Genomic DNA, 23,863 nt, shown 5'->3' on the forward strand with positions numbered 1-23,863 from the left:
GCAGGAAGACGCCGGCGCGGTCACCGACGCACCCGGCGTTTTGAGGGTTCCCGACTGGTCGGACGCCCTCGAGATACTGGTTCTCGCGGTGCTCGTCTATTGGGTGATGCGCCTCCTCAGCCGCACCAGGGGGCTGCCCGTCTTCCTGGGGGTGGTCTTCCTGCTGATGCTGACGGAGGGTCTGGAGCGAGCCGGCTGGGAGGTGATCCCGGGCATCGCGACACAGATCCTCAGTTTCGGGACGATCGCCGTGCTGGTGGTCTTTCAGCCCGAACTCCGCTACGCTCTCTCCCGCATCGGCGGGGGCGTGCCCCTGCTGGGAGCCATCGCGCCTCTCAAGTCGCGCACTGCCGAAGAGGTCACCAAGGCGGTGGTCAGGCTGGCCGAGGCACGACACGGAGCGCTGATCGCCGTCGAGAACAGAGACGGGCTGGAGCGCTGGGGGGAGACCGGGGAGCGGCTGGAGACCCGGGTCTCGGAGAGCATGCTTCGCTGGATCTTCACGCCCGTTTCTCCCATTCACGACGGAGCGGTGATCATCTCGGACGATTCGATCAAGTTCGTTCGCGCCATTCTTCCCGTCGGCGACAGCGCCGAGATCTCCGGCCTCGGTACTCGCCACCTGGCTGCCGTCGGGCTCAGCATGGAGACCGACGCGACCGTCATCGTGGTAAGCGAGGAGACAGGTCGGATCTCCATCGCCAGGCTGGGGAAGCTGAAACGGATGGCTGGGGAGGAGGAGGTGCGGGAGAGTCTGTTGCCCAGGGCGGAGCGGGAGACGACCGGACGCGAATAGTTGCGTTACGGTGTTGACATTTTATCTTACGGCCAAGTACCTTACGATGAGCCGCACGACGTTTGACACGCATGACCGCCGGCCGAGCGAACCCCCTCCGGCGGAACCTCCCAGCAATCGACGGCGCGTCCGTCGGACAGCCCCATTTGGAGATCGCCCACGTGGACAACCAGTACAGGCTAATCACCCTCTTCGAGGACGGCGGGTGGATGATGTATCCGCTCGTCTTCTGCTCCCTGCTCGCAGTGGGAGTAATCGTGGGCAAGACGTGGACCCTCTGGCTCGCTCACCGTGACACCAGGAAGCTCCTTGCCTCGGTGAAGGACGCGACGCTCGAGGGAGACATCGACGGCGCTCTCGGCATCGCCGGCTCGACCAACGGTCCGGCGGCCGCCATCCTCCACACCGGACTGCGGCGCATCCGTACCGGGAGGGTCACCGAAGGCGAGATCGAACGTGCCGTCTCCACGACCGGCGTCATCGAGCTCGGGTTTCTCGAGCGCGGCCTGGTGGTCTTGGCGACCGTCGCCAACGTCGCCCCCCTGATGGGTTTCCTAGGTACCGTGGCCGGAATGATCCTCGCTTTCGATTCCATCGCCGAGGCAGGGACGGTCGATCCCTCGCTGGTCGCCGGAGGTATCAAGGTAGCTCTGCTCACCACCGCCGCCGGCCTGACGATCGCGATCCCGGTCAACATCGGCTACAACTACTTCGTCACCCGGATCGATCGCCTCATCGTCGACATGGAGGAAGGAACCCAGCAAGTGATCAATCTGGCTTGGGATCTCGAGCGCGAGCACCGTCTCGAGATCGTTTCGGCAGCCTGACAGCCCGTGGAAGAATCTCTCACTGCATCCGGAAGCCCGTGTTTCCCGTCTCCATCGCCACGCGCGTCGCACCGTATCGCGCGGACCTCTTGCGACGCGTTCGAGTATGAACGTACGGCGCGGTTGACGACCGTTTTCCACAGAGCCGGCTCTCCCTGCCGGATCCCCCGCACCCCCAACCGCGAGGTCGAGTAATGTCCGTTCTCGGAAAGAAAAAGAAGAGAGCCGGCGAAGGCATCCCGATGTCCTCCACCGCCGACATCGCCTTCCTGCTTCTCATCTTCTTCCTGGTCACCACCACCTTCCCCAAGGACAAGGGGCTTGCCCTGGTGCTTCCGGAAGCGAACGAGGAGGTCGAGGTCGCGCAGGAGAACGTCCTCCACCTGCTCGTTCAGGTCGACGGTACGGTCGAGGTCAAGCGCGGTGAGAGCGAATCCGTCCAGACGGTGCGGGCGGCCGACGTCGAGGGCATCTGGAGGCAGGAATTCGCTTCCAACGACAGACTCATCGCTGCGGTCAAGACCCATCCCGAGGCCGAGTACGGCTATATGATGGACGTGCTCGACGCCCTTCAGTCGGCCAACGCGAGCCGCATCTCACTCCAGCTCCTGGAGGTCTGACATGGCCATCAGCGGAGGAAAGTTCCAGAAGAGTTCGAAGGCATCCGAGGAGATTCCCTCCTCGTCTCTGGCAGACATCGCCTTCCTGCTCCTCATCTTCTTCATGGTCACCACGGTCTTCCAGCAGGACAAGGAACGGCCGATAGACTGGCCCGAGGCGGAAGCCGCCCAGAAGATGGACGAGAAGCAGAAGAACATCCTGAACATCTGGATGGAGCAGGACGGCAAGGTCTATGTCAACGACGCCGAGCTCACCATGGATCAGGTCACGGCGGTGGTCACCCCGCTCTATGTCGCTTCCGATCAGAAGCTTCAGATCTCGATCCGCGGTGATCGGGACGTCCCGTATCAGTACATGGACCAACTGCAGCAGGCGCTCATCCGGGGCGGTGTGCTGCGAGTGACCTTCGCCGCAGAACTCGAAACCAACATCCAGAGGGAACGCAGATGACCGATCCAACCCAACCCGACCTCCGAGCGGACCCGATCGAGACCAGAAACGAAAGTTTCAAGCGCCGATCCGCGGAAGCGATCTGGGCCGGACTCATCCTCGCGGTGGCGCTGCACGTCGTGATCTTCGTCGTATCGCCCAACATCGAGGCCGAGGATGTCTCCTTCGAGGCCGACGAGATCGAAGTCCTCGATGTGCCGGACCAGATCGAGATCCCGCCGCCCCCGCAGGCCATAATGCGCCCGGCGGTGCCGGTCGTGTCGGCCACGGTGAGCGCCGAGATCACGATCACCGAGACCACGTTGGAGGCGAACCCGCCTGAGGACCTTCCACCGCCCCCCGTCATGGCGGTGGAGAGCAATCCGGGAGATCGCGGCGGCTTCTCGGTGTTCGAGGTCAACCCCGTGGTGCAAAACGTCCCCGAAATCACGCGGGCCTTGGAGCGGGAGTGGCCCCGCTTCCTGAAGGACGCCGGCCTGGGCGGCACGGCCGTGGTCCACTTCGAAATCGACGAGGAAGGGAAGGTCATCAGAGCCTATATCCACGAGAGCACCGGATTCGAGGCTCTCGACGAGGCGGCTCTGAGGGTCGCGAACATTTATGAGTTCTCGCCGGCGCTGAACCGCGACAAGCCCGTCAAGGTCCGGGTGGCGATACCCGTCAGCTTCAAGGTCAACTAGAGCGGCGCGACTAGCTAGCCGACCGAGGTTCACAAGCCAGGAACATCCGGGTCCGACCGGCGACGGCCATGGCCGCTGCGGGGCGAACCCGATCCCGCTACGTGTACGCCGAACTGCTTGCCCGAAATCTACCGGACCAACTGCAACAGGCGCTCATCCGGGGCGGTGTGCTGCGGGTGGTCTTCGCCGCGCAACGCGAAACCAAATTCCAGAGGGAACGGAGATGACCGACCCAACCCAACCCGACCTCCAAGCGGACCCGATCGAGACCAGAAACGACAGTTTCAAGCACCGATCCCCGGAAATGATCTGGGCCGGACTCATCCTCGCGGTGGCGCTGCACGTCGTGCTCTTCGTCGCATCGCCCAATATCGAGGCCGAGGACGTCTCCTTCGAGGCCGACGAAATCGAAGTGCTCGACGTGCCGGACCAGATCGAGGTCCCGCCGCCCCCGCAGGCCATTTCGCACCCGGCGGTTCCGGTCGTGTCGACCACGGTGAGCGCCGAGATCACGATCACCGAGACCACTTTCGAGGCGAACCCGTCAGCGTTGCTTTCGCCGCCCCCCTTCGCCGAGAGGGAGAACACTCCGGGCGGCCGCAGCATATTCTCGGTGGCCGAGGTCAACCCGGAGGTCCACAACCGCGACGAGGTCCAGGCAGCCTTGGAGCGGGAGTACCCCGCCTTCCTGAAGGACGCCGGCATAGGCGGCACGGTCGTGGTCCACTTCGAAATCGACGAGGAAGGGAAGGTCATTGGATCCTATGTCCATGATAGCTCCGATTACCGGGCTCTCGACGAGGCGGCTCTGAGGGTCGCGGCCGTCTACAGGTTCTCGCCGGCGCTGAACCGCGACAAACCCGTCAAGGTCCGAGTGGCGATACCCATCATCTTCAAGGTCAACTAGAGCGGCGCGGTTCGCTAGCCGACCGAAGTTCACAAGCCCAGGACATTCGGGTCTGACCGGCGACGGCCATGGCCGCTACGAGATGGACCCGATCCCGCTACGTGTACGCCGAACTGCTTGACCGAAATCTACCGGAGGTGCGTGATCGCATCGCCCGGGCGGAGCTGGACGCCGGAAGGTCTCCTAGGTCCGTCCGGCTGATCGCGGTTACCAAGGCCCATCCGGTCGAGGCTGTGGAGGCGGCGCTTGCGGCCGGATTGACCCACCTGGGCGAGAACCGAGTCGAGGAGCTGGAGGCGAAGACCCGGATCATCGGCCGCGAGCCGACCTGGCACCTCATCGGCCACGTTCAGAGCCGCAAGGCGAAGAGAGCGGCGGCGTGCGCCGACCTAGTTCACTCCGTCGACAATCTCAAGCTCGCTCGCAAGCTGAGTCGCGCGGTCGTCGAAGGTGCAAGGGGTTGCGAACCCGGTTCAGGGCTCGACATCCTCGTGCAGGTCAACGTCTCGGGAGAGGCGTCCAAGAGCGGGCTCGACGCGGACGGAGCCGTCGATACCCTGCTCGAGATGGCCGAACTGCCGGGCCTAAAGTTGGCGGGTCTGATGACGATGGCGCCGTTCGGCGCCGATGTCGGTACGCTTCGCCGTACCTTCGGCGGACTCCGACGAACGAGCGAAGAGACACGGAAGGCCACCTCGCGGGTAGGCCCTGAACTCTCGATGGGGATGACGGGCGATCTGGATGTCGCCATCGCGGAAGGGAGTACTATGGTGCGTATCGGAACTGCGCTCTTCGGGCCCAGACCGAGGCCCGGGGCAACTAATCTGGAGACCTGACCATGGCGATTGATCTGACCGCACTCGACGTACGGAGCAAGAGAGGAGATTTCTCGAGACGCTTCCGAGGATACGATCGCGACGAGGTGGACAGCTTCATGAAGAGCGTCGCCGACCGCCTCGAGGAACTCACTCGCGCACACAGGGAGCTCCAGCGTGAAAACGAATCGATGCGGAAGCAGCTCGATGTGGGTGTCGAACGGGAGGAATCGATAAAGGACGCCGTGGTATCGGCCCAGAAGTTCGGCAAGGAGATGATCGATGCCGCGCAGAACCGGGTCGAACTCATGGAGCGCGACGCTGCCGAGCGCGCCGAGCGCATCGAGGAAGATGCGCGGGCGACCGCCCGCCGGATCCGGAGCGTGGCTCTCGAAGAGGCCGAACGGGCCCGGACGGCCATCGAGGATCTCTGCTACCAGCGCACCCGTCTGCTGCGGACCATGAACCGCTTCATGAACGAAGGTGCGAACCTGATCGCCGAGGAGGAGCGGCGCGAGATCGGGCCGCAGTTCTCCGAGGGGCGGATCGCCGCGATCATCGACGGCGGGGACCCGGACGGAGGCTCGGGGCGGCGGGGCGCGGAGGCAAACGACCGGGAATCCGACTTCCGGCCGTGATCTATCCCGAGCTTCCCGGTGGCGTGATCGCCATCGAGGAGGCCGTTCTCGAACGGTGGCGCGACGAGGATCTCTTCAGGCGGACGCTCGAGCGAGGCGGCGAGCCTTTCGTCTTTTACGAGGGACCGCCCACCGCGAACGGCCGGCCCGGTCTGCACCACATCATCTCGCGGACCATCAAGGATCTGGTCTGTCGTCATCGGGCGCTGAGCGGTCGCAGCGTCACCCGGATCGCAGGATGGGACACCCACGGGCTTCCCGTCGAGATCGAAGCCGAGAAGAAGCTCGGCATCAGCGGCAAACCCGAGATCGAAGCCTACGGGATCGCCGACTTCAATCGCGTGTGCCGGGAATCGGTCTTCACCTACAAGCGGGAATGGGAGGAGCTCAGCGAGCGCATCGGCTACTGGCTCGAGTACTGGCGACCCTACGTCACCTTCTCTCCGGAGTACGTGGAATCGGTCTGGTGGATCCTCAAGCGTTTCGCCGATTCCGGCCTCCTTTACCCGGGGCACAAGAGCGTGCCCTACTGTCCGCGTTGCGGCACGGCCCTCTCGTCGCACGAAGTTGCCCAGGGGTATCGGGATGTCGTCGATCCCTCTCTCACTTTCGGCGCGCGCGTCGAGGACGACGAGGAGGCGCGGATCCTGCTGGCGTGGACGACGACGCCCTGGACGGTGCCCTCCAACGCAGCGCTCGCCGTGCACCCCGAGATCGTCTACGCCACGGTACGTAGGCGCGGAACCCGCTACGTCGTGGCCGAATCCCGCGTGGAGGCGGTCTTTGGGGAGGACGTGGAGATCGTCGACCGCTGCCCGGGAAGGTCGCTGGTCGGCCTGCGCTACCGTCGCCCGCTCGACCTGGTGGCCGCATCCGACTCGGAGTCGGGCTGGCGCGTGTACGCCGCGGACTGGACCAACGCGGACGACGGGACCGGCATCGTCCACATTGCGCCGGCCTTCGGGGCCGACGACCACGCGCTCGGCCTGGAGCACGGGCTGCCCTTCCTGAACCCCGTCGACGACACCGGCCGCTTTCGAGACGACATTCCTCTTGTCGGCGGCAGGTTCGTAAAGGAGGCCGACGAGCTGATCGTGAATGCGCTCAGGGCACGGCGGGGGCTATTCAGCCTGGAAAAGGTGGAGCACTCCTATCCGCACTGCTGGCGCTGCGGATCCCCGCTCATCTACATGGCGCGAGATTCCTGGTTCATCGCCACCTCCCGCCGCAAGGACGATCTGCTCGCCAACAACGATTCCGTCGCCTGGCACCCTTCGGAGATCGGCGCGAATCGGTTCGGCGATTGGCTGAGGGGCAACATGGACTGGGCGCTCTCGCGAGACCGCTACTGGGGGACGCCGCTTCCGGTCTGGATCTGCGACGCCGACGCGGATCACGTGCGCTGGGTGGGTTCGCTCGACGAGCTCGACGAGCTCGTGGGCGGACTCCCCGATGACTTCGATCCGCATCGCCCCTTTATCGACGAGCTCGTCTGGCCGTGCGAGGAGTGCGACGGAGCGATGCGGAGATCGCCCTCGGTCATCGACGTCTGGTTCGATTCGGGGGCCATGCCGTTCGCTCAATGGCACTATCCTTTCGAGAACGCCGAGGAGTTCGAGGAGCACTTCCCGGCGGATTTCATCTGCGAAGGGCTCGATCAGACGCGCGGCTGGTTCTACTCGCTGATGGCCGTCTCCACCCTGCTGGACAAAGGTCCGCCCTTTCGTTCCGTGGTGGTGAACGACCTCGTTCTCGACGCGCAGGGGCGCAAGATGTCGAAGTCCAAGGGTAACGTGGTCGATCCCTGGGACGCCATTTCCGAGCACGGCTCCGACCCGCTCCGCTGGTACTTCGTCACCGCATCCAATCCGTGGAACCCGATGCGCTACGATTCCGATGCGGTGAACGAGGCGAGCCGACGCTTCTTCGGGACTCTCCTGAACACGTATCAGTTCTTCGCCCTCTACGCGAATGTGGAAAACTGGACGCCACCGCCCGGCGGAACTTCCACCGACGCATCCGAGGATGAGCGGTTCGGTGTTCCCGTCGAGGGCGAGCTCTCAGTTCTCGACCGCTGGCTCCTCTCCAGACTCGCCGCCACCGCCGGCATCGTCGACGGCGAACTGCGCGGTTATCGGATCACCGGGGCGTACCGTGCGCTGGCGGAGTTCGTGGTCGACGATCTCTCGAACTGGTACGTGCGCCGCGGCAGGCCCCGCTACTGGCGCACTCGGGAGGACGGGACGGACGGCGGTTCGAGCATGTCTGCCGACGCCCGGGCCGCGTTCTCGACCATGTGGATCGCCCTCCGTACCGTGTCGCGCCTGCTCGCGCCCGTCGCCCCGATGGTCTCCGACTGGATACATCGGGCCGTCACCGGCGAGAGCGTTCACATGAGCGATTTTCCCACAGGTGGCGCAAGAGACGAGCGTCTGGAGGAGGAAATGGCCCTCGCGCGCAGGATCGCCTCGTTGGGCCGCGCGGCCCGCGAGGAAGCGGGGGTCAGGGTTAGACAACCGCTCCGCCGGATCGGCGCGGTGCTGCCCGGCGGAGGCGAGCTCTCCTCGGAGATAATCGACGTGGTTCGTGACGAGTTGAACGTGAAGGGCGTCGAATTCCTGGCTGATGCGACGGGCGTGGTAAGGTTGGAGGCCCGGCCCAGCTTCAGGGCGCTTGGGCCTCGCTTCGGCAAGACGACCAAGGGCGCGGCTCAGGCTCTGCGCGACCTGAGTCAGGAAGAGCTGGCCGCTTTCAGGGCCGGTGCCGGGGTCAGGATCAGCTTAGGCGACGAGGAGATCGAGGTTCTCGACGAGTGGTTGGAGGTTCGAGAGGTCAGCGCAGGAAATCTCGTCGTCAAGGCCGAGGCCGGGGTAACGGTGGCGATAGATCCCGAGGTGGACGAAGAGCTCCGCAGCGAAGGTCTGGCCCGCGAGCTGGTGAACCGGATCCAGCGGTTGCGCCGCGAGTCCGACCTGGAGGTTACCGATCGCATACGGTTGCGGATCGCCGGGGACGCGCAGGTGGAGGAGGTTGCGCGAAGCCACGAGGCCTTCATATCGGGCGAGACGCTCGCGCTCGAGCTCGTCGTGGGCACGCCCGGTGTGGATCCGCCGGAGTCCCGGCGTCGCGAACTCGCCATCGACGGGCTTGCGGTCGAGCTGGCGCTGAGCAGGTGGAGCGTCGCGTCCTGACCGTTCCCGACACCGGGGACGCGCGCATAGACACGGTCGTCGCAGGCGAGCTCGCCCTCTCGCGCACCCGGGTGCAGGCGCTCATCGCCGAAGGACTCGTCACCGCCGAGGGTCGGGCGGTGCGCAAGTCGGAGATCCTTCCAGCGGGCGCGCGGGTGGAGGTAAGGGTACCCCCGCCGGAGCCGGTCGGGATTGAACCGGAGCAGCTCGAACTGCCGATCATACACGAGGACGCCTCTCTGTGCGTGGTCGACAAGCCCGCCGGCATGGTCACCCACCCTGCACCCGGCAACCGAACCGGGACAATGGTGAATGCGCTCATGCATGCGGTGGGCGAGCTGTCGGACGTCGGTGGTCGACTCCGGCCCGGTATCGTACACCGCCTCGACAAGGATACCTCGGGTCTGCTCGTGGTCGCAAAGAGCGACGCGGCCCACAGGGCTCTGCAGGCGGCGCTGATTCGCCGAGAGATTTCCCGCATTTACACGGCAGCCTCATGGGGACGGTTGTCGACGTCCGAGCTGGAGATCGATGCGCCCATCGGCAGGCATCCCAAGGACCGCAAGCGCATGACGGTCCTCGAATCGGGCAGACCGGCGCTGACCAGGGTCCGGGTGGTGGAAGAATTCAGATGCTGCGAACTGCTCGAGGTCGAGCTCGGAACCGGCAGAACGCACCAGATCCGGGTACACTTGGCGCACCTCGGCCATCCGGTGGTCGGCGATCCCGTCTACGGCGCCGGGCGCGAACGCGGCTTCGGCGGACCGGCACGTGCCTGGGCGGCGGAACTAGCTCGGAGGACCCCTCGCCAGTTTCTCCACGCTCGGAGCTTGAGCTTCAGTCATCCCGAAACTGGAGAGGTCATGGAATTTGACTCTCCCCTCCCTGACGATCTGGCTCGCGTACGTCGATGGGCTCTCGAATATTGACCGCATTTTCGGAAGAGGTTATCCTTTGACATGGCTAAGAGAAAGAACACGCGCAGGGGCGTCACGCGGAACGCGGCGAAAGGTAGGGCCGGGGTCGCGAAGCGAACCGGATCGAGACGAAGGGCCGCCGGCAGACGGGCGACGACGGGTGCGAAGGCGATCGCCTTCACCAGGACCAGCGCGATCCTGCTGGCGTGCGGGGTGGCTTCGCTCACGCTCGGGTACTGGCTGCTTTCTCGGGGCGACATAACCGCTGCGCCGCTTCTCCTCGTCCTCGGATACGTGGTTCTGCTGCCGCTGGCGATCATCCGATAGACGGGCCGGAAAGGCTAACCGGGTTGGGAGACAGTTTGCGCGTTCGAAGCCGAAGGAGGTCTTCGTCCACAGCCGAATGACATCCTGCGCCGAAGGGGCGCTTAGCTCAGCCTGGTTAGAGCGCCTGCCTTACAAGCAGGAGGTCGCTGGTTCGAGTCCAGCAGCGCCCACTCGACTTGCGGAATCCGGGGGTATAGATGCTCTCCAATTATGCTCTCCAATTGGAGCGCTAGTTGGACGCCGAGCCCACCTCCCGGTACGCTTCGAGAGCCTTCCTGAGCCGGTCCTCATCGGGCCTCTGGTAGCACTGGAGGACCGTCTGGGCCGTCTTCCACCGCCCAGATCGCAGAACACCTTGAAAGGCGGGTAGAGGCCTGCCTCGCCCACGTCCCGGACAGCCGGGTCCTTCGGACGTAGCAGCACTCCGACCTGCTGGAGCGCCGGGCCGAGGTCCTCCGGGGGTGGGGTGACTTCGAGTGACTCGACGGGCTCGACAACCATACCTCCAGCGCCCATATTGACTTCGTGACCGTTCCGCCCACCGTCCTCCGGGAGCTACTCATGAACCTGAATCAACTCCCTGCACTGATGTCTCTGGCACTGATGTCTCTGGCCGCGCTCGCTTGCGAGCAGGGCCAGCCATCGACACCCTTCCTCCCCAACCAAACACATGACAGTGCCGGAATCCGGATCGTCGAGAACGCTCAACCGCCGGCCGGCTCGCGCCTCCCCTGGCGGATCAGTCCGGAGCCCATCGTCTCCATAGGTGCATTAGAGGGCGAGGAGCCCTATCTGCTCTACAGGGCCAGCGACGCCACCAGGCTGAGCGACGGCAGGATCGTCGTCGCGAATGGCGGGACGAACGAACTGCGCGTGTTCGACTCAACCGGAATCCACCTCACAACCTGGGGCGGCCCAGGAGAGGGTCCGGGCGAATTCATGGCGCTCGAGCGAGTCGAGCCGTGGCGGGGCGATTCGATCGTCGCCTGGTACGCACCGCGCCGGGGGGTTTCGATCTTTGACGCGCAGGGGAACCACGGTCGCATCCTTGAACTCGTGTACGATCAGGCCACCCCTGTAATGCAAGGCTTCTGGCCCCAACAAGCTACCCGTTCCGGAAAGATCCTTGCCGTTCACAGGCCCGAGGTTGCGGACACGGTGGTCGTCCAGCTTAGGGACGGAGAGGGGAGGGTGCGGACCTCGTTCGGGACGCACGCGGGCTCGGAACCGTATATCCATGCCGAGGGAACCGACCAGTCCATGCTGTTCTGGAAGATCTTCGGGCGCAAGCCGGTCTGGACGTCGTGGGGAGACCTGGTCGTCATCGGCCACACCGGCCGTTACGAACTGAGAGCGTTCGCGGAGGACGGTTCGCTGGCTCGGATCGTCAGGCGCGACCACATGCCGCGTTCCCCGACAGCCGATGATGTCGAGGAGTACATCGACGGACAACTCGCTTGGACCTCCGGCCGACCCGAGAGCATGAAGGAGCGGTGGCGTCGGGGGTACGAATCAGTGCCGGTAGCGGAGCACTTTCCGGCGTTCGCGTCGGTAATGTCCGACGCTGTAAGCCACCTCTGGGTTGCGGAGCTCACAGGGGAAGAGGGGTCCCCTAGCCTCTGGACCGTTTTCGATCCCGAAGGCCGGGTGTTGGGCTTTGTGGAGACGCCGGAAGGGCTGTGGATTCACGAGATTGGGGAAGACTATATCATAGGGACGGCCTGGGACGAACTCAACATCGAGTACATGCAGATGTGGGGGCTGGAGCGGTTAGAAGGTTGATTGAAGGTGCGACCCGACGGGGGATCCAAGAGGCGGACCCCCTCGCCGCCCCTTCTGGAATAACAACAACGCTGACAAATGGTGGGGAATCCCCTAGGAACAAACGGGCCGCACCGTGTGTTCTCGTGCCACAGCGGCGTCGAAGACCGGCAGCCGTTGGATCCCGTCGGGACCGGGAGCAGAGTGGAGGATGCGTAGACAGACAAAGGACTCTCCAACGGAGAACCAGATGCGGGATACGTCGGCCCCCGCGCTCGCGAACGGTCTCCGGATGCCCAGCCGGGTCATGCTCGACTTGGCCGCCAGGGCATCCGAGGCCCTCGTACGGCGCAGCGAGCAGTTGGGCCGGCAAGAGGCGTGGGATGGCGAGTTTCGTGACGAGCATGTCGAAAACCTCATGGGGGATCCGCCGGAAGACGGCCAGGCGCCCGAGGTGGTTTTGGAGCAGGTCCTGGCCGACTTCCTTCCACTGGCCCTTAGCCTCGACCATCCCCGTTGCTTCGGCTTCGTGCCGTCCTCCCCCACCTGGCCAGGAGTCATCGCGGACTTCCTCGCCGCAGGCTACAACATCAACTCCTGCAATTGGCTCGTGGCGAGCGGCACCAGCCAGCTCGAATGCGTGGTCGTCGACTGGTTTCGCCAATGGCTCGGCTACCCGGACACTGCCGGAGGGCTGCTGACGAGCGGTGGCTCCGCCGCGAGCGTGAACGCGCTCGTGGCCGCGAGGGAAGCCGCCGGATACCCGGAGAGCGCCAGCGTGTACATGAGTGACCAGAGCCACAGTGCGCAACAAAGGGCCGTGAAGATCGTCGGCATCCGCCCGGAACACGCCCGGATCGTGCCGAGCGACGACCGCTTTCGCATCGACATGGGCGAGTTGGCCTCAATGGTGGCGGAGGACCGCGCCGCCGGACTGGAGCCCATCGCGGTGTGCGCCAATGCCGGAGCTACCGCGACCGGAGCGGTCGATCCGATGGAGGAACTGGCTGACTTTTCCGCGTCGGAGGACATCTGGCTGCATGTCGACGCCGCTTACGGAGGGTTCGCGGTCCTGACCGAACGAGGTAAGCGCGTCCTGCGTGGCATCGATCGCGCCGACTCGGTCGGGCTCGACGCCCACAAGTGGTTCTACCAGCCTTACGAAGCGGGCTGTCTCATGGTCAGGGACATCTCGACGCTCGAGAAGCCTTTCGCGGTTCGGCCCGATTTCCTGCAAGACGCGCTGTGGGGCTCAGGTCACCCAAACTTCTGGGACCGCGGCCTCCAGATGAGCCGCTCCGCGCGCGCGCTCAAGATCTGGATGTCGGTGCAGACGTTCGGGAGGCCATCTCCAACGGGATGGAATTCGCCGAACGTGCGCAGGAATACATCGACGACAGTCCCGTGCTGAGGTGCACGAGCCCGGCTTCACTGAGCGTCGTGTGTTTCCGCGTCGATCCAGCCGGCCAAGACATCGCGGACCACGACCTGGACGAAGTCAATCGCGAGGTGCTGGTTCGACTGTTCTGGGAGGACCCGGCGTTCATCTCCTCGGCCATGCCGGGCGGAAGGTTTTCGCTGAGGCTCTGCATCGTCAACCACAATACGACCTGGGACGATGTGAGGGAGACGCTGTCGGCCGCCGAGCGCTTCGGGCAGGACGCGTTTCTTAGACTTCGTCATCCGGAACGAGGAAATGGAGAAGAAGGTTAAAGCACCGCGCGCCTCGCCGGATTCTTCCGGTTCGCCAAGCCACCCGATGAGATGAGGCTACCATTGCTGCACCGGTCAACCTGCCCGGCCGGGGTTGTCCTTGCCGTGCTCGCCGTCGCCGGCGGCCCGGCCACCGCCCAGCAAGTCGTCGAACTCCCGCTGGAAGACCGCCTGCTCAACTCCGATTTCCCCGAGGTCTACCGAATCGGGGACGGCGTGCGCGATTGGGAACTGCTGACCCGCGTCACCTCGATCGGATTCGACGGCCAGGGCAACCTGCACATCGGCGACTGGTCCGGCGGGAATCTCTCGGTGGTGGTGGTGGACCCGCGCGGCGAGCTGGTGGTGCGTTTCGGCCAGCCTGGCGAAGGTCCGGGGGACTTTCGCGACGCGACCCACGCCTTCGCCCTGCCCGATGGGCACACGGTGGTCGCCGACGACGGGCACTTGGCCTATCAGCTGTTCGATGCCCGGGGAGCCCTCGAACGCTGGGTGCGTTATTCGGGGGTCTCCGGCGGCGAGACGCCGCCTCTCTGGAACGTCAGAAGTGCGGATCCGCGGGTTCGGAAGGTGGACCGGTGGGACGGCAGCATCCTCGCCCGGGTGACCGTCGCGCGCAGGTTGGAGGCCGACTCGGCGACTAGGAAGTTCAAAATGCAAACCGGTTCGGGTCCTCGTACCGTGCTGCGCGTGCGGCTTGACGGAGACGAAGCGAGCGAATCGGAGGTCGCGCGCGCCTCGCGCCCGGATGTCGAAGGAGAGTTTCATTTCTCGGCACTCCCCGGCCGTAGGGTCGCATACTCGGACACGACCGCCTACCTGATCAAGGTGACGGATCCCGCAGGGAACGTCGATAAGGTCCTGACCCGCTCCTTCCCTCCGCGAGACTGGGACGACCGCACCATCAGGGCCCAGCGCGAATACCTCCGGACCAGCGTCGATGAGGCCGTCGCCGTAGGAGGTAGCCGCGCCGAATTGATCGGCAGTTTCGGGGGACCTTCGTTTTTCCGGCAACGAGCGGACGCTTGGGAACCGGAGGGCGCGATTCCCCACGTCGCCGGCCTGGAGACGACCTGGGGCGGGAACATCTGGGTGCTGCGCACTCCCGCTCGAGGCTTCATCGATGTCGACCACCTCGGAATGTTCGAGACGGCCCTGCTCTCGACACCGACCGGGTTGACGGCGGCCGGGCCGGGTCCGATCGATGTTGTCACGCCTGCGGGCGAGTACCTTGGCACGATTCCCGACACGCGCATGCCCAACGCCTTTGGTCCCGACGGGCTCGTGGCCTACGTCGGGCTCGATGAGTTCGACGTGCCGACCGTGGTAGTGCGACGAGTGCCGGACGGGATTCGGTAGGGGGGATGGGATCAGAGCCGGACGGGATGCTTGCCACCGATCCCCTTGACGTGAGGGACGGATCGAATATGAGGCAGCTGACGAGAACGGGAAAAACGACAGCTCGCCCGAGCGGCTTTCCGCCGGTCATTCCCCTGCTGCTCCTGTCGGCCTGCGGCGATGCCGGGGACGGATCGACCATCGGCGTCGGCGGAACATCGGACGGCCCGGACGTGATCGTGAACGCCGTCACCGAGGACGTCTTCACCGTCGGGTCCGTTTCGGGCGACGACTGGGAGATCTTCGGCAGCGTTCAATCGGTGCACTTCGACGATCAGGCCAACCTGCACATCTTCGACGATCAGGCCCAACGCATCCTGGTGGTCGGGCCGGATGGGTCGCCGATCCGCACGGTCGGAGGGCGGGGAGAGGGACCCGGAGAATTCAACGACGTCTACACGGCGATCGTCGCGCGCGACGGCTCCTACACGGTGATGGGATTCTCACAGATCGACCTTTTCGAACCCACCGGCGAATTCGCGCGGCGCATCGACCGAGATCCGATGAGGACGGGAGGAGTCATAGCCGACCAGGCGCTTCCCGACGGCCGCCTGTTAACTGGCGTGACTATGAGCTTGGGCGATGACGACGGGGAGGCCGAAGGGGGCCACCCCATTCATATCTTCCCGCTCGACGGCACCGAGCCGGAGCTGCTTTACACCGCTTGGAGGCTACCCGAAGAGGACGAAGAGGATACCGGAATCAGATTCGGCGTCCTCGAGTGGCGCAAAGTCATCGTGAGCGGGTCGGGGGAGAGCGGCGAGCGTTTAGTTTGGGCAGCGGGCCGCGCCTTCGAGCCCCCCCTCAGCTATGACGTCCTGACCGATGGCCGTCTCGCGTTGATCGACTCGATTGGGTACCGGGTCAAGCTGATCGGACTCGACGGAAACGTAGCCGGAACCATCGAGCGACCCATTGCACCGCTTGCGGTCGACGACGCGATCAGGGAAGCCGAACGCGAGCGTTACCGAGAACGCATGGCGCGCGAGGACGCGACGAGTACCAACTTGCCCATCGAGATCGAGATGGAGGAGGTGGAGGGGCTCACCTTCACCGACGAGGTGCCAGTGCTGTATGGCTTGAAGGTGGACTGGGAGGACCAAATCTGGATCGAGCGCCGGGGTCCCACGGGCGCCGAAGACGGCCCCATCGACATCGTGAAGCCCGACGGGGACTACGTCGGCACCCTGCCGTCGGAAGGCCTTAGGACGCCGGATGCCTTCGGCCCCGGCGGGCTCATGGCCTACATCGAGTTGGACGAGATGGACGTGCCGACCGTCCGCGTTGTCAGGCTGGTTGCGCTGGAGACGCAAGGGTAGGATTCCGTACCTCGGGGCTCACCGAGTCGAGTAGCGGACGCTCCAAGCTGGCAACCGGCCACCGCCGTTCCGCCATCCGCAGGTAGATCCTGCTGAAGCAGCTTCCAGCCGAGCGTGGTCAGACCGGTCCCGTTGCGTTCGAGGAACACCGATGTCCGGCTGGCGGCGGGCGCGGGACCTGGAACGGTGTTACCTTTAGGATTAAAGACTCCCGCGAGTGGAGTATCCCCGGTTCAAAAGGGCACAAGTGCGGCAGCAACACTCATTCCCCCGGAGGCTGGTTGGCAGCTTGGCGATGGTCTGCCTCGCTGGTGTGCAGAATGCCTGCCAACCGAGCCCTCCGGAGCACGCGGACTTACGGGAAGAGCCGGTCGCAGAGCACGCGTCCGAGGCCGGAAGCGGCCAGATTCACTGGACATATGACGGTGAGACGGGTGCCGGGCGATGGGGCGGGCTGGACTCGTCCTTTGCCGTTTGTGCCGAAGGTGCGCAGCAGTCTCCGGTGGATCTGGCGAGTCCGATCCCGGCAGGCGCAGAAGACATGGACATCCGATGGCAGCCCTCCGAGGCGCGCGTGGCGGACAACGGGCATACCGTCCAGGTCGACATGGCCGCAGGGAGTTCGATCACCTTGGAAGGCCGGCAGTTCTCGCTCCTGCAGTTCCACTTCCATCTTCCCAGCGAGCATGCGGTCGACGGAGGCGGTTTTCCCATGGAGGTGCATTTCGTGCATCAGGCCGAGGAGGGGGATCTCGCGGTGGTCGGGGTATTCATGGACACCGGCGAGAGCCATCCGGCCATCGAGAGAATATGGGGCGCGGCCCCTGGATCCGGCGAGCCGTCCGCGACCCTCCCGGAACTGGACCCGCGCACCCTCTTGCCCGAGGAATCGGGCTATTTCCGCTACGCCGGTTCCCTGACCACTCCTCCCTGTTCCGAAGTGGTAAGTTGGGTGGTGATGACCGAGCCGATTTCAGTCTCCCCGGCTCAGGCCGACGCCTTCGCGGCCCGGCATCCCATGAACGCTCGCCCCGTTCAGGCGCTTAACCGACGATTCATTCTGTTGCGACGGTAGTTGATCCCCAACCCCGGTGCGCTGTAGGATCGAATGATTTTCATGTGGGTCAAGGAGGAGACATCCTGAACTTGTCCGGGAACAACGGACCACGGCATATGACGAAGGTGCGCTCACCGGTGTCCAGCCCTACCTACCCACGGTCCAGGCGGACGCACCCTCGCCGACCTCTCGCACCGCTCGACCTCCTGTTCGCCCTCTCGTTCGCCGCCTGCGGCGACGCCGGGCCCACCACACCCTCCGGCGGCACCCCCGCCGCTATCGAGATCGTGGCCGGCGGAGCTCAGCGTGCCGTTCAAGGGCTTTCGCTCGAAGAGCGCATCGTCGTACGTGTGCTGGACACCGCGAACCGTCCCGTTCCGGGAGCCTCGGTCGAGTTTGAGGCCTCGCACGCCGGACGCGCCGACTCGGCCTCCACGGTTACCGATGCCGACGGGCGCGCCTCCGCCGTATGGGTCCTGGGTCCGGACGCGGGCCTTCAGGAGCTCGTGGTCGCGGCAGACCCGGCCGGCATTCGCGTCTCGGCCGAAGCGCTCGACCTGGAAGCGGAGCTCGATGCCTTGTTCAGGGCGGCCACCCGGGCCGAAATTGACGCAGTTCGTTGGGATTGGGCTGGACGCGAAGCCCCGGTCGAAGAGGTCCGGGTGGAGCACGAGGAGGACTTCCCTCTGGGCCGGACCGACGCGCGACTGCGAATTGTGTCCCACAAGGTCACCGGCTTCCGCCACTACGGTGCGATCATCACTCCGGACGGGGCCGAAACGGAGAGCCTGCCGATCCTGGTCTACCTCCACGGGGGCGAGAACGGCGTGTCCACCGACGAAGCGCGGATCTTCGCGTTCGGACTCGGGGAAGAGCTCGTGGGCGGGTTCGTCTACGTGCTGCCGTCCTACCGCAGCGAGACGCTCCACCACGGCGAGGCCCGATGGGTATCCGAAGGGCCCGCGAGCCCGTGGGATTACGATGCGGACGACGTGATCGCGCTGGTCAACGTCGCCCTGGCGACCACGCCGGAGGCGAAGCCCGACGCATACCGCATCATCGGCGGCAGCCGCGGGGGCGCGGTGGCGAAGCTCACGGGGATCCGGGACCCGCGAGTCGAACGTATCGTCAGCTTCTTCGGACCGACCGACTTCTTCGACGACTGGGTGCGCGATATCGTCCGTGAAGCTGCGCTGCGCATGCCCCGAGACCTGACCGGCGTCGCCCACTTCGACTCGACCGTGGTGCAGCCCTACGTTCGTGGAGAGATCTCCCTCGCCCAGGCTCGAATGGAGCTGGCGCGCCGGTCTTCGGTCCTGTTCGTCGCTGACATTCCGCCTCTCCAGGTCCACCACGGCACGATCGACGAGGTCGTATCCGTCTCGCAGGCCGAATCGATGAGGCGCGCGATGGAGTCCATCGGTCGGGTTCGCCCGGACTTCGAGCTCCACATCTACGAGGGGGGAGGCCACGACTTCCTGTCGTTGCGGGACGCGATCCCACGCGCCGCGGAGTTTTTGACGCGAGGACTGGGGTCGGTGGTGGCGGGCTCCCTAAGACACGCGCGCCACTCTCCCAGGCGGCCCGTCGCGAAGCCTAGCCGCGACGTATCCGGCTATCGACTGCTCGAGCCAGCCTCCTGGCCCGGGCCGCAGGCGGCGATCAAGAAACCCGATGTGTCCGCCCTGTTTCGTTAACAGCAGCGTCAGGTTCGCACGTCGGCGCATGGCGGCCAGCGGTAGCGCGGCTCCGGGAACGATCGGGTCGTCCTCGGCATGGACGATGAGAACGGGAACCGCGACCGAGTCCAGGAACCGGGCGGCGCTGCAACGCGCATAGTAGTCCGCGGCGTCGCGGAAACCGTGGAGCGGCGCAGTCAGGAGGTCGTCGAATTCGCGCAAGGTGCGCGCGCGGAGCACGGCAGTCGGCACGAGCTCCGGGAATCTCGTCGCCTTTTCCAGAGCCTTGGCCTTGAGGCTGCGGAGGAATCTTCGCCCATAGAAACGGATGGAGCCCTGATCGAGCACCTCGGCGCTTCTGGCGAGGTCGTAGGGCACGGAGACGGCCACCGCCGCTTCCAGACCGTCGGCCGTTCTCCTTTCGGCCCGTCCGAGCAGGTTGAGCAGGGCGTTGCCTCCCAGCGAGAATCCGACCGCCGCGAGAGGGAGGTCGGGGTAGCGATCCGCCATCCAGTCCAGCACGAGTTCGATGTCCTCCGTATGTCCGGAGTGATAGGACGAGGGAAGACGGTTGGGTTCGCCGCTGCACGAACGAAAATTCAGGGCAACGGCCTGCACGCCGATGGCCGAGAGCGCCTCGCTCGTCGATACCATGTAGCCGGAGCCGGCGCTCCCTTCCAAGCCGTGGAGGAGCAGGCAGGCGCCGGACGGCTCGCAGGGTCCGCACCATAGATCGAGGTCCACGAAGTCGCCGTCCGGCGTGTCCAGCCGGACACGCTCGTAGCTAGGTCGGCGCCGGGAGCGCAGCAGCTTGGCTCCGACGGTCTGGACGTGCGGATTACCCAGTCCGGGCGGGGCCGTGAAGGGCTGCGGTCCCGTTCGTTCTCGTCGGCGCCGCACTCCGCGGGCGCGAACGTTCAGCCTGCGGATTCCTCTTCTCCGGATAGGGCGCGGCTACCTTGCCCAGGGTCTCCTCTCGAAGTAGCTCTTCGTCTCCTTAACAACCACCGGCGCCAGCATGAAGAGCGCTATCAGGTTGGGCCAGATGACGATGGCCAGCATGAGATCGCCGAGCGCCCAGACCACCGCCAGGGTACCCGCTGCGCCTCCGAAATGGGCGATGAGGAAGAGCCATTTGTACGGCACGACCGCCTTCGCGCCCAGCAGGTAGTATGCGCAGCGGTCGCCGTAGTAGCTCCACGCGACGGCTGTCGAGACGCCGAAGAGTAGGACGCCCACGAGGACGATGTAGTGCCCCCAGTCGCCCAGCGGACTCAGTCCGTTTCTGAACGCCTGTGCGGTAAGCGGGGCCCCGCTCTCCACGGCGTCTCCGTAGAGGGAGGTGTGGACGGTTCCGTTCGCGGAGACCGCCTCGCCGCGATCCGGGTAGAAGATGCCGGTGAAAGGCATGGTCTGGTCCTCGTCGACGTAGATCGTCTCGACGGCGACCTCGTGCCAGGCCAGGCTCGCTCCGACTCCCTCCACCTGCGCTCCGTTCGCGAAGCCGATCTGAGCGGGCGCCTCGCCGGCCGTGACGCGGCCGCCGTCGCTCTCGACCACGTAGGAGACATCGCCGCCGCCCAGGGTGATCTCGGTCGGGAAGCGAGCGGTGTGCGACCCGGTCATGACGATCACCAACCCGGTGAGCGTGCAGATGACGATAGTGTCGATGAACGGCTCCAGCAACGCCACCACGCCCTCCGAGACGGGCTCGTCGGTCTTGGCGGCCGCGTGCGCGATGGGCGCCGAGCCCTGGCCGGCTTCGTTCGAGAAGAGGCCGCGCCGCACGCCCCACATGAGGGTGACGAGGAAGACGCCGGTGCCCACGCCCGCGATGCCCGCCTTCGGGTTGAAGGCCTCGGCGAAGATGGAAGCGAACGCGCCCGGCACCGCGCCGAGATTGAAGAGGATGATGAGCAGAGCCCCGGCGACGTAGATCGCGGCCATGACCGGAGCGAGAATGGACGTCACCCGACCGATGCGCGAGATGCCGCCCAGGATCACCAAACCTACGACAGTGGCGGTGAGGAGGCCGACGAGTTCCACGGGAGTTCCGAAGGTGGTGTTGATCTGGTCGGCGACCGTGTTAGCCTGGACCGCGTTGCCGGTGAGGAAGGCGGTCAGTCCGAGCATCACCGCGAAGAATATCGCCACCGGCTTCCACCTCGATCCCAGACCGCGCTCGATGTAGTACATGGGACCGCCGGCGACCGTCCCGTTCTCGTCGGTGATCCTGTACTTCTGGGCCAGCGTTACCTCCGAATACTTGGTCGCCATGCCGAGGACCGCCGTGACCCACATCCAGAAGAGGGCTCCCGGTCCCCCGTAGTGGATGGCGAGCGCCACGCCGGCGATGTTGCCGATGCCGACCGTCGCCGAAAGCGCCGTGGTCAGGGCCTGGAAGTGAGAGACGTCTCCGGGATCGTCGGGGTCGTCGTACCTCCCGGTCGTGACGCCGAAGCCGTGACCGAGGCGGGAGATCTGGACGAAGCCGGTACGTACGGTCAGGTAGAAGCCGACACCGAGCAGGAGGATCACCATCAGCGGCACGGTCTCGCCGTTTATCGACGGGCCGATCTGCACGATCCAGCGGTCCGCCCATGCGACCATCGAAGAAAAGGCGCCGGTCAGAATCTCGGAGAAGGAGGCATCCATGAAATTTGCTGTTTCGAGGGGAAGGACGGAGGCTAATCTTCGCCTCCGACAGGTGGGAGTGCAAGGGTGGAGCGGGTTCGGTGTGCAGGGCCTGCTGAGGAAGAGGTGGCACGGACATGCAACTGCACGCGGGCTGTACACCCGGTGTAACGCAGGAAGTTGCCTCCGGCACCGGGAACACATCATGACCAGCGCGCAAGACTCCTGGACCTGCCCCGCTTTCACGGGCGGTTGGTTTTTGGGTTGATGGTGTCTGATATGGTTTCCTTTCTCTTCCCTCCAACGGTGGAGAGGGGTAACGAGCTACCCCGACGAAGCGAGCAGGCCGGAGAAGCCCAGAGGGCTTCGGCCGCCCCGGCGCTGCAGGTTCGCTTCACGCCGGACCGGCCGAGTTCTGTCTGGGGGAAGGACGGCCCTGAACACCCCGGCGTGGCGGTCGGCAGGTCGGCAGGAAACGCAGATCGTGCAGTCCTGTATAACTTTAGATGATCAGCTACGTGACTCAGGCTTCATGTGCTCCGCCCGCCCGGCGTACGAACCGAGGAACGAAAGAACGCACACGCGAGCGAGGGTAAGACACGAATGAGCGAGAGAGCGACTTTGGCCGCGCCCCGCCGCAGAGGTCGGGGTCCCACGCCTGAGGAGGCCCCCTCCTCCTACCGGGTCGCGGATCTCTCCCTGGCGGAGTGGGGCCGCCACGAGATCAGGCTGGCGGAAAAGGAGATGCCCGGGCTCGTGGCCGCCCGCGAACGCTACGCGCCTTCGAAGCCGCTGGCGGGTTTCAAGGTGGGCGGCTCGCTCCACATGACCGTGCAGACCGCCGTGCTCATCGAGACTCTGGTCGAGCTCGGGGCCGATGTGCGTTGGGCGTCCTGCAACATCTTCTCGACCCAGGACCACGCGGCGGCGGCGGCGGTGGTCGGGCTGCGCGGCAGCGAGACCGCCCCGGCAGGCGTCCCCGTCTTCGCCTGGAAGGGCGAGACCCTGGAGGAGTACTGGAGCTGCACGGAAGAGATGCTGACCTGGCCGGACGGCTCAGGTCCCGATCTCCTCGTGGACGACGGCGGCGACGCCACCCTTCTCCTACACGCGGGCGTGAAGAGCGAGCTCGAGGGCGAGCCGCCTGTGGAAGATCTCGACAGCGAAACGGAACTCGGCGTGGTCGCCCGTCTGCTGGCGCGCACACTTATCAGCGATCCGGGCAAGTGGAGGCGCGTCGCAGGCTCCGTGCGCGGAGTCAGCGAGGAGACCACCACCGGGGTCCACCGCCTTTACGCGATGGCCGAGACCGGAGAGCTTCTCTTTCCCGCGATCAACGTCAACGACTCGGTTACGAAGTCGAAGTTCGACAACCTCTACGGCTGCCGGCACTCGCTCGTGGACGGCCTCAACCGCGCCACCGACGTCATGCTCTCCGGCAAGCTCGCGGTCGTCTGCGGTTACGGTGATGTGGGGAAGGGATGCGCACAGGCGCTCAGAGGGCAGGGCGCCAGGGTCGCCGTTACCGAAATCGATCCCATCTGCGCGCTCCAGGCTGCGATGGAGGGCTACCGGGTGGTCCGCCTGGCGGAAGTGCTCGACGAGGGCGATATCTTCATCACCGCCACCGGCAACCGCGACGTGATCACCGCCGAACACATGGCGCGGATGAAGGACCAGGCCGTGATCGCGAACATCGGCCACTTCGACAACGAAATCGACATGGCCGGACTCGCGGCGATCGACGGCGTCGTCAAGACCGAGATCAAACCCGAGTACCACGAATGGAGCTTCCCCGACGGCCACTCGGTACTGATTCTGGCGGAAGGGCGTCTGATGAACCTGGGTTGCGCGACCGGTCACCCCAGCTTCGTCATGTCGGCCAGCTTCACCAACCAGGTGCTCGCGCAGATCGAGCTGGCCACCAACCCGGCGGCCTATCCGCGCCCGGAGGTCTACGTCCTGCCCAAGCACCTCGACGAGGAGGTTGCGCGTCTGCATCTCGACAAGGTGGGCGCTCGCCTCACCGAGCTCACCGACGAGCAGGCCCGATACCTCGCCGTTCCCAGGGAAGGACCCTTCAAGCCCGACTGGTACAGGTACTGACGGCCCGACGCGGAACCGAAGGTTCGC

At 65.3% G+C, this 23,863-nt stretch carries 20 protein-coding genes and 1 tRNA gene; 20 read left to right on the top strand and 1 reads right to left on the bottom strand.

Translation table 11 applies throughout. The features are described from left to right. Positions 1 to 40: 40 nt before the first annotated feature. The 19 genes from J4G12_03840 to J4G12_03930 all read left to right on the top strand — a co-directional run bounded on the left by J4G12_03840 (position 41) and on the right by J4G12_03930 (position 19,114). Entirely contained in the window at positions 41 to 796 is a 756-nt protein-coding gene (locus J4G12_03840; protein MCE2454937.1) for a diadenylate cyclase, read from the top strand. A gap of 146 nt (positions 797 to 942) precedes the next feature. After that, positions 943 to 1,623 (top strand): MotA/TolQ/ExbB proton channel family protein, encoded by a 681-nt coding sequence (locus J4G12_03845; GenBank protein MCE2454938.1) that lies wholly within the window; start codon positions 943 to 945, stop codon positions 1,621 to 1,623. Between the two features lie 194 nt (positions 1,624 to 1,817). Then, positions 1,818 to 2,243: a biopolymer transporter ExbD gene (locus J4G12_03850; protein MCE2454939.1), complete on the top strand. Its 426-nt coding sequence runs from the start codon at positions 1,818 to 1,820 to the stop codon at positions 2,241 to 2,243. A 1-nt stretch (position 2,244) separates the two neighbouring features. Then, the gene (locus J4G12_03855) at positions 2,245 to 2,694 is read left to right on the top strand and encodes a biopolymer transporter ExbD (protein MCE2454940.1); all 450 of its coding nucleotides are present in this window, start codon (positions 2,245 to 2,247) and stop codon (positions 2,692 to 2,694) included. Continuing rightward, entirely contained in the window at positions 2,691 to 3,374 is a 684-nt protein-coding gene (locus J4G12_03860) for a TonB family protein (GenBank protein ID MCE2454941.1), read from the top strand. Before J4G12_03855 ends, J4G12_03860 begins: the two co-directional genes overlap by 4 nt. A gap of 223 nt (positions 3,375 to 3,597) precedes the next feature. Further along, on the top strand, positions 3,598 to 4,281 hold the full coding sequence (locus J4G12_03865) for an energy transducer TonB (protein MCE2454942.1): 684 nt from the start codon (positions 3,598 to 3,600) through the stop codon (positions 4,279 to 4,281). A 68-nt stretch (positions 4,282 to 4,349) separates the two neighbouring features. Further along, entirely contained in the window at positions 4,350 to 5,117 is a 768-nt protein-coding gene (locus tag J4G12_03870; GenBank protein MCE2454943.1) for a YggS family pyridoxal phosphate-dependent enzyme, read from the top strand. 2 nt (positions 5,118 to 5,119) lie between these two features. Next, a complete protein-coding gene (locus tag J4G12_03875) occupies positions 5,120 to 5,734 on the top strand; it encodes a DivIVA domain-containing protein (GenBank protein MCE2454944.1) in 615 nt (204 codons plus the stop codon). Continuing rightward, positions 5,731 to 8,925 (top strand): isoleucine--tRNA ligase, encoded by a 3,195-nt coding sequence (locus tag J4G12_03880; GenBank protein MCE2454945.1) that lies wholly within the window; start codon positions 5,731 to 5,733, stop codon positions 8,923 to 8,925. The genes J4G12_03875 and J4G12_03880 overlap by 4 nt, the downstream gene beginning before the upstream one ends. Next, entirely contained in the window at positions 8,907 to 9,854 is a 948-nt protein-coding gene (locus J4G12_03885; GenBank protein ID MCE2454946.1) for an RluA family pseudouridine synthase, read from the top strand. The genes J4G12_03880 and J4G12_03885 overlap by 19 nt, the downstream gene beginning before the upstream one ends. A gap of 30 nt (positions 9,855 to 9,884) precedes the next feature. Continuing rightward, positions 9,885 to 10,169 carry a hypothetical protein gene (locus J4G12_03890; GenBank protein ID MCE2454947.1) on the top strand — a complete coding sequence of 95 codons (285 nt, stop codon included), beginning with the start codon at positions 9,885 to 9,887 and terminating at the stop codon, positions 10,167 to 10,169. A 95-nt stretch (positions 10,170 to 10,264) separates the two neighbouring features. Next, positions 10,265 to 10,339: transfer RNA gene (locus tag J4G12_03895), tRNA-Val, on the top strand. Between the two features lie 391 nt (positions 10,340 to 10,730). Beyond that, positions 10,731 to 11,951 carry a hypothetical protein gene (locus J4G12_03900; protein ID MCE2454948.1) on the top strand — a complete coding sequence of 407 codons (1,221 nt, stop codon included), beginning with the start codon at positions 10,731 to 10,733 and terminating at the stop codon, positions 11,949 to 11,951. A gap of 190 nt (positions 11,952 to 12,141) precedes the next feature. After that, positions 12,142 to 13,341: an aminotransferase class I/II-fold pyridoxal phosphate-dependent enzyme gene (locus tag J4G12_03905; GenBank protein MCE2454949.1), complete on the top strand. Its 1,200-nt coding sequence runs from the start codon at positions 12,142 to 12,144 to the stop codon at positions 13,339 to 13,341. Positions 13,342 to 13,370: 29 nt separating this feature from the next. Further along, positions 13,371 to 13,643, top strand: a complete 273-nt coding sequence (locus tag J4G12_03910; protein MCE2454950.1) for a hypothetical protein — start codon at positions 13,371 to 13,373, stop codon at positions 13,641 to 13,643. A gap of 105 nt (positions 13,644 to 13,748) precedes the next feature. Beyond that, a complete protein-coding gene (locus J4G12_03915; protein ID MCE2454951.1) occupies positions 13,749 to 15,002 on the top strand; it encodes a hypothetical protein in 1,254 nt (417 codons plus the stop codon). Positions 15,003 to 15,070: 68 nt separating this feature from the next. Further along, positions 15,071 to 16,360, top strand: a complete 1,290-nt coding sequence (locus J4G12_03920; protein MCE2454952.1) for a hypothetical protein — start codon at positions 15,071 to 15,073, stop codon at positions 16,358 to 16,360. A gap of 295 nt (positions 16,361 to 16,655) precedes the next feature. Then, complete coding sequence (locus J4G12_03925; protein ID MCE2454953.1) at positions 16,656 to 17,435, top strand: carbonic anhydrase family protein; 780 nt, start codon at positions 16,656 to 16,658, stop codon at positions 17,433 to 17,435. A 98-nt stretch (positions 17,436 to 17,533) separates the two neighbouring features. Then, the gene (locus J4G12_03930; GenBank protein MCE2454954.1) at positions 17,534 to 19,114 is read left to right on the top strand and encodes an Ig-like domain-containing protein; all 1,581 of its coding nucleotides are present in this window, start codon (positions 17,534 to 17,536) and stop codon (positions 19,112 to 19,114) included. Between the two features lie 936 nt (positions 19,115 to 20,050). Here the strand turns inward: J4G12_03930 and J4G12_03935 are convergent. After that, entirely contained in the window at positions 20,051 to 21,706 is a 1,656-nt protein-coding gene (locus J4G12_03935; protein ID MCE2454955.1) for a sodium:alanine symporter family protein, read from the bottom strand. 627 nt (positions 21,707 to 22,333) lie between these two features. Here J4G12_03935 and J4G12_03940 point away from each other — a divergent pair. Continuing rightward, entirely contained in the window at positions 22,334 to 23,836 is a 1,503-nt protein-coding gene (locus J4G12_03940; protein MCE2454956.1) for an adenosylhomocysteinase, read from the top strand. The last annotated feature ends 27 nt before the right edge of the window (positions 23,837 to 23,863 follow it).

The sequence above is a fragment of the Gemmatimonadota bacterium genome, from assembly GCA_021295815.1.
Lineage (GTDB): Bacteria > Gemmatimonadota > Gemmatimonadetes > Longimicrobiales > Gaopeijiaceae > JAGWBQ01.

Excerpts from the sequence above, each read along its gene's own strand:
- J4G12_03875 (MCE2454944.1), top strand. The coding sequence starts at position 5,120 with ATGGCGATTGATCTGACCGCACTCGACGTACGGAGCAAGAGAGGAGAT.
- J4G12_03905 (MCE2454949.1), top strand. The coding sequence starts at position 12,142 with ATGCGTAGACAGACAAAGGACTCTCCAACGGAGAACCAGATGCGGGAT.
- J4G12_03860 (MCE2454941.1), top strand. The coding sequence starts at position 2,691 with ATGACCGATCCAACCCAACCCGACCTCCGAGCGGACCCGATCGAGACC.
- J4G12_03850 (MCE2454939.1), top strand. The coding sequence starts at position 1,818 with ATGTCCGTTCTCGGAAAGAAAAAGAAGAGAGCCGGCGAAGGCATCCCG.
- J4G12_03935 (MCE2454955.1), bottom strand. The coding sequence starts at position 21,706 with ATGGTCGCATGGGCGGACCGCTGGATCGTGCAGATCGGCCCGTCGATA.
- J4G12_03900 (MCE2454948.1), top strand. The coding sequence starts at position 10,731 with ATGAACCTGAATCAACTCCCTGCACTGATGTCTCTGGCACTGATGTCT.
- J4G12_03920 (MCE2454952.1), top strand. The coding sequence starts at position 15,071 with ATGAGGCAGCTGACGAGAACGGGAAAAACGACAGCTCGCCCGAGCGGC.
- J4G12_03870 (MCE2454943.1), top strand. The coding sequence starts at position 4,350 with ATGGCCGCTACGAGATGGACCCGATCCCGCTACGTGTACGCCGAACTG.
- J4G12_03925 (MCE2454953.1), top strand. The coding sequence starts at position 16,656 with ATGGTCTGCCTCGCTGGTGTGCAGAATGCCTGCCAACCGAGCCCTCCG.
- J4G12_03890 (MCE2454947.1), top strand. The coding sequence starts at position 9,885 with ATGGCTAAGAGAAAGAACACGCGCAGGGGCGTCACGCGGAACGCGGCG.
- J4G12_03930 (MCE2454954.1), top strand. The coding sequence starts at position 17,534 with ATGACGAAGGTGCGCTCACCGGTGTCCAGCCCTACCTACCCACGGTCC.
- J4G12_03865 (MCE2454942.1), top strand. The coding sequence starts at position 3,598 with ATGACCGACCCAACCCAACCCGACCTCCAAGCGGACCCGATCGAGACC.
- J4G12_03855 (MCE2454940.1), top strand. The coding sequence starts at position 2,245 with ATGGCCATCAGCGGAGGAAAGTTCCAGAAGAGTTCGAAGGCATCCGAG.
- J4G12_03940 (MCE2454956.1), top strand. The coding sequence starts at position 22,334 with ATGAGCGAGAGAGCGACTTTGGCCGCGCCCCGCCGCAGAGGTCGGGGT.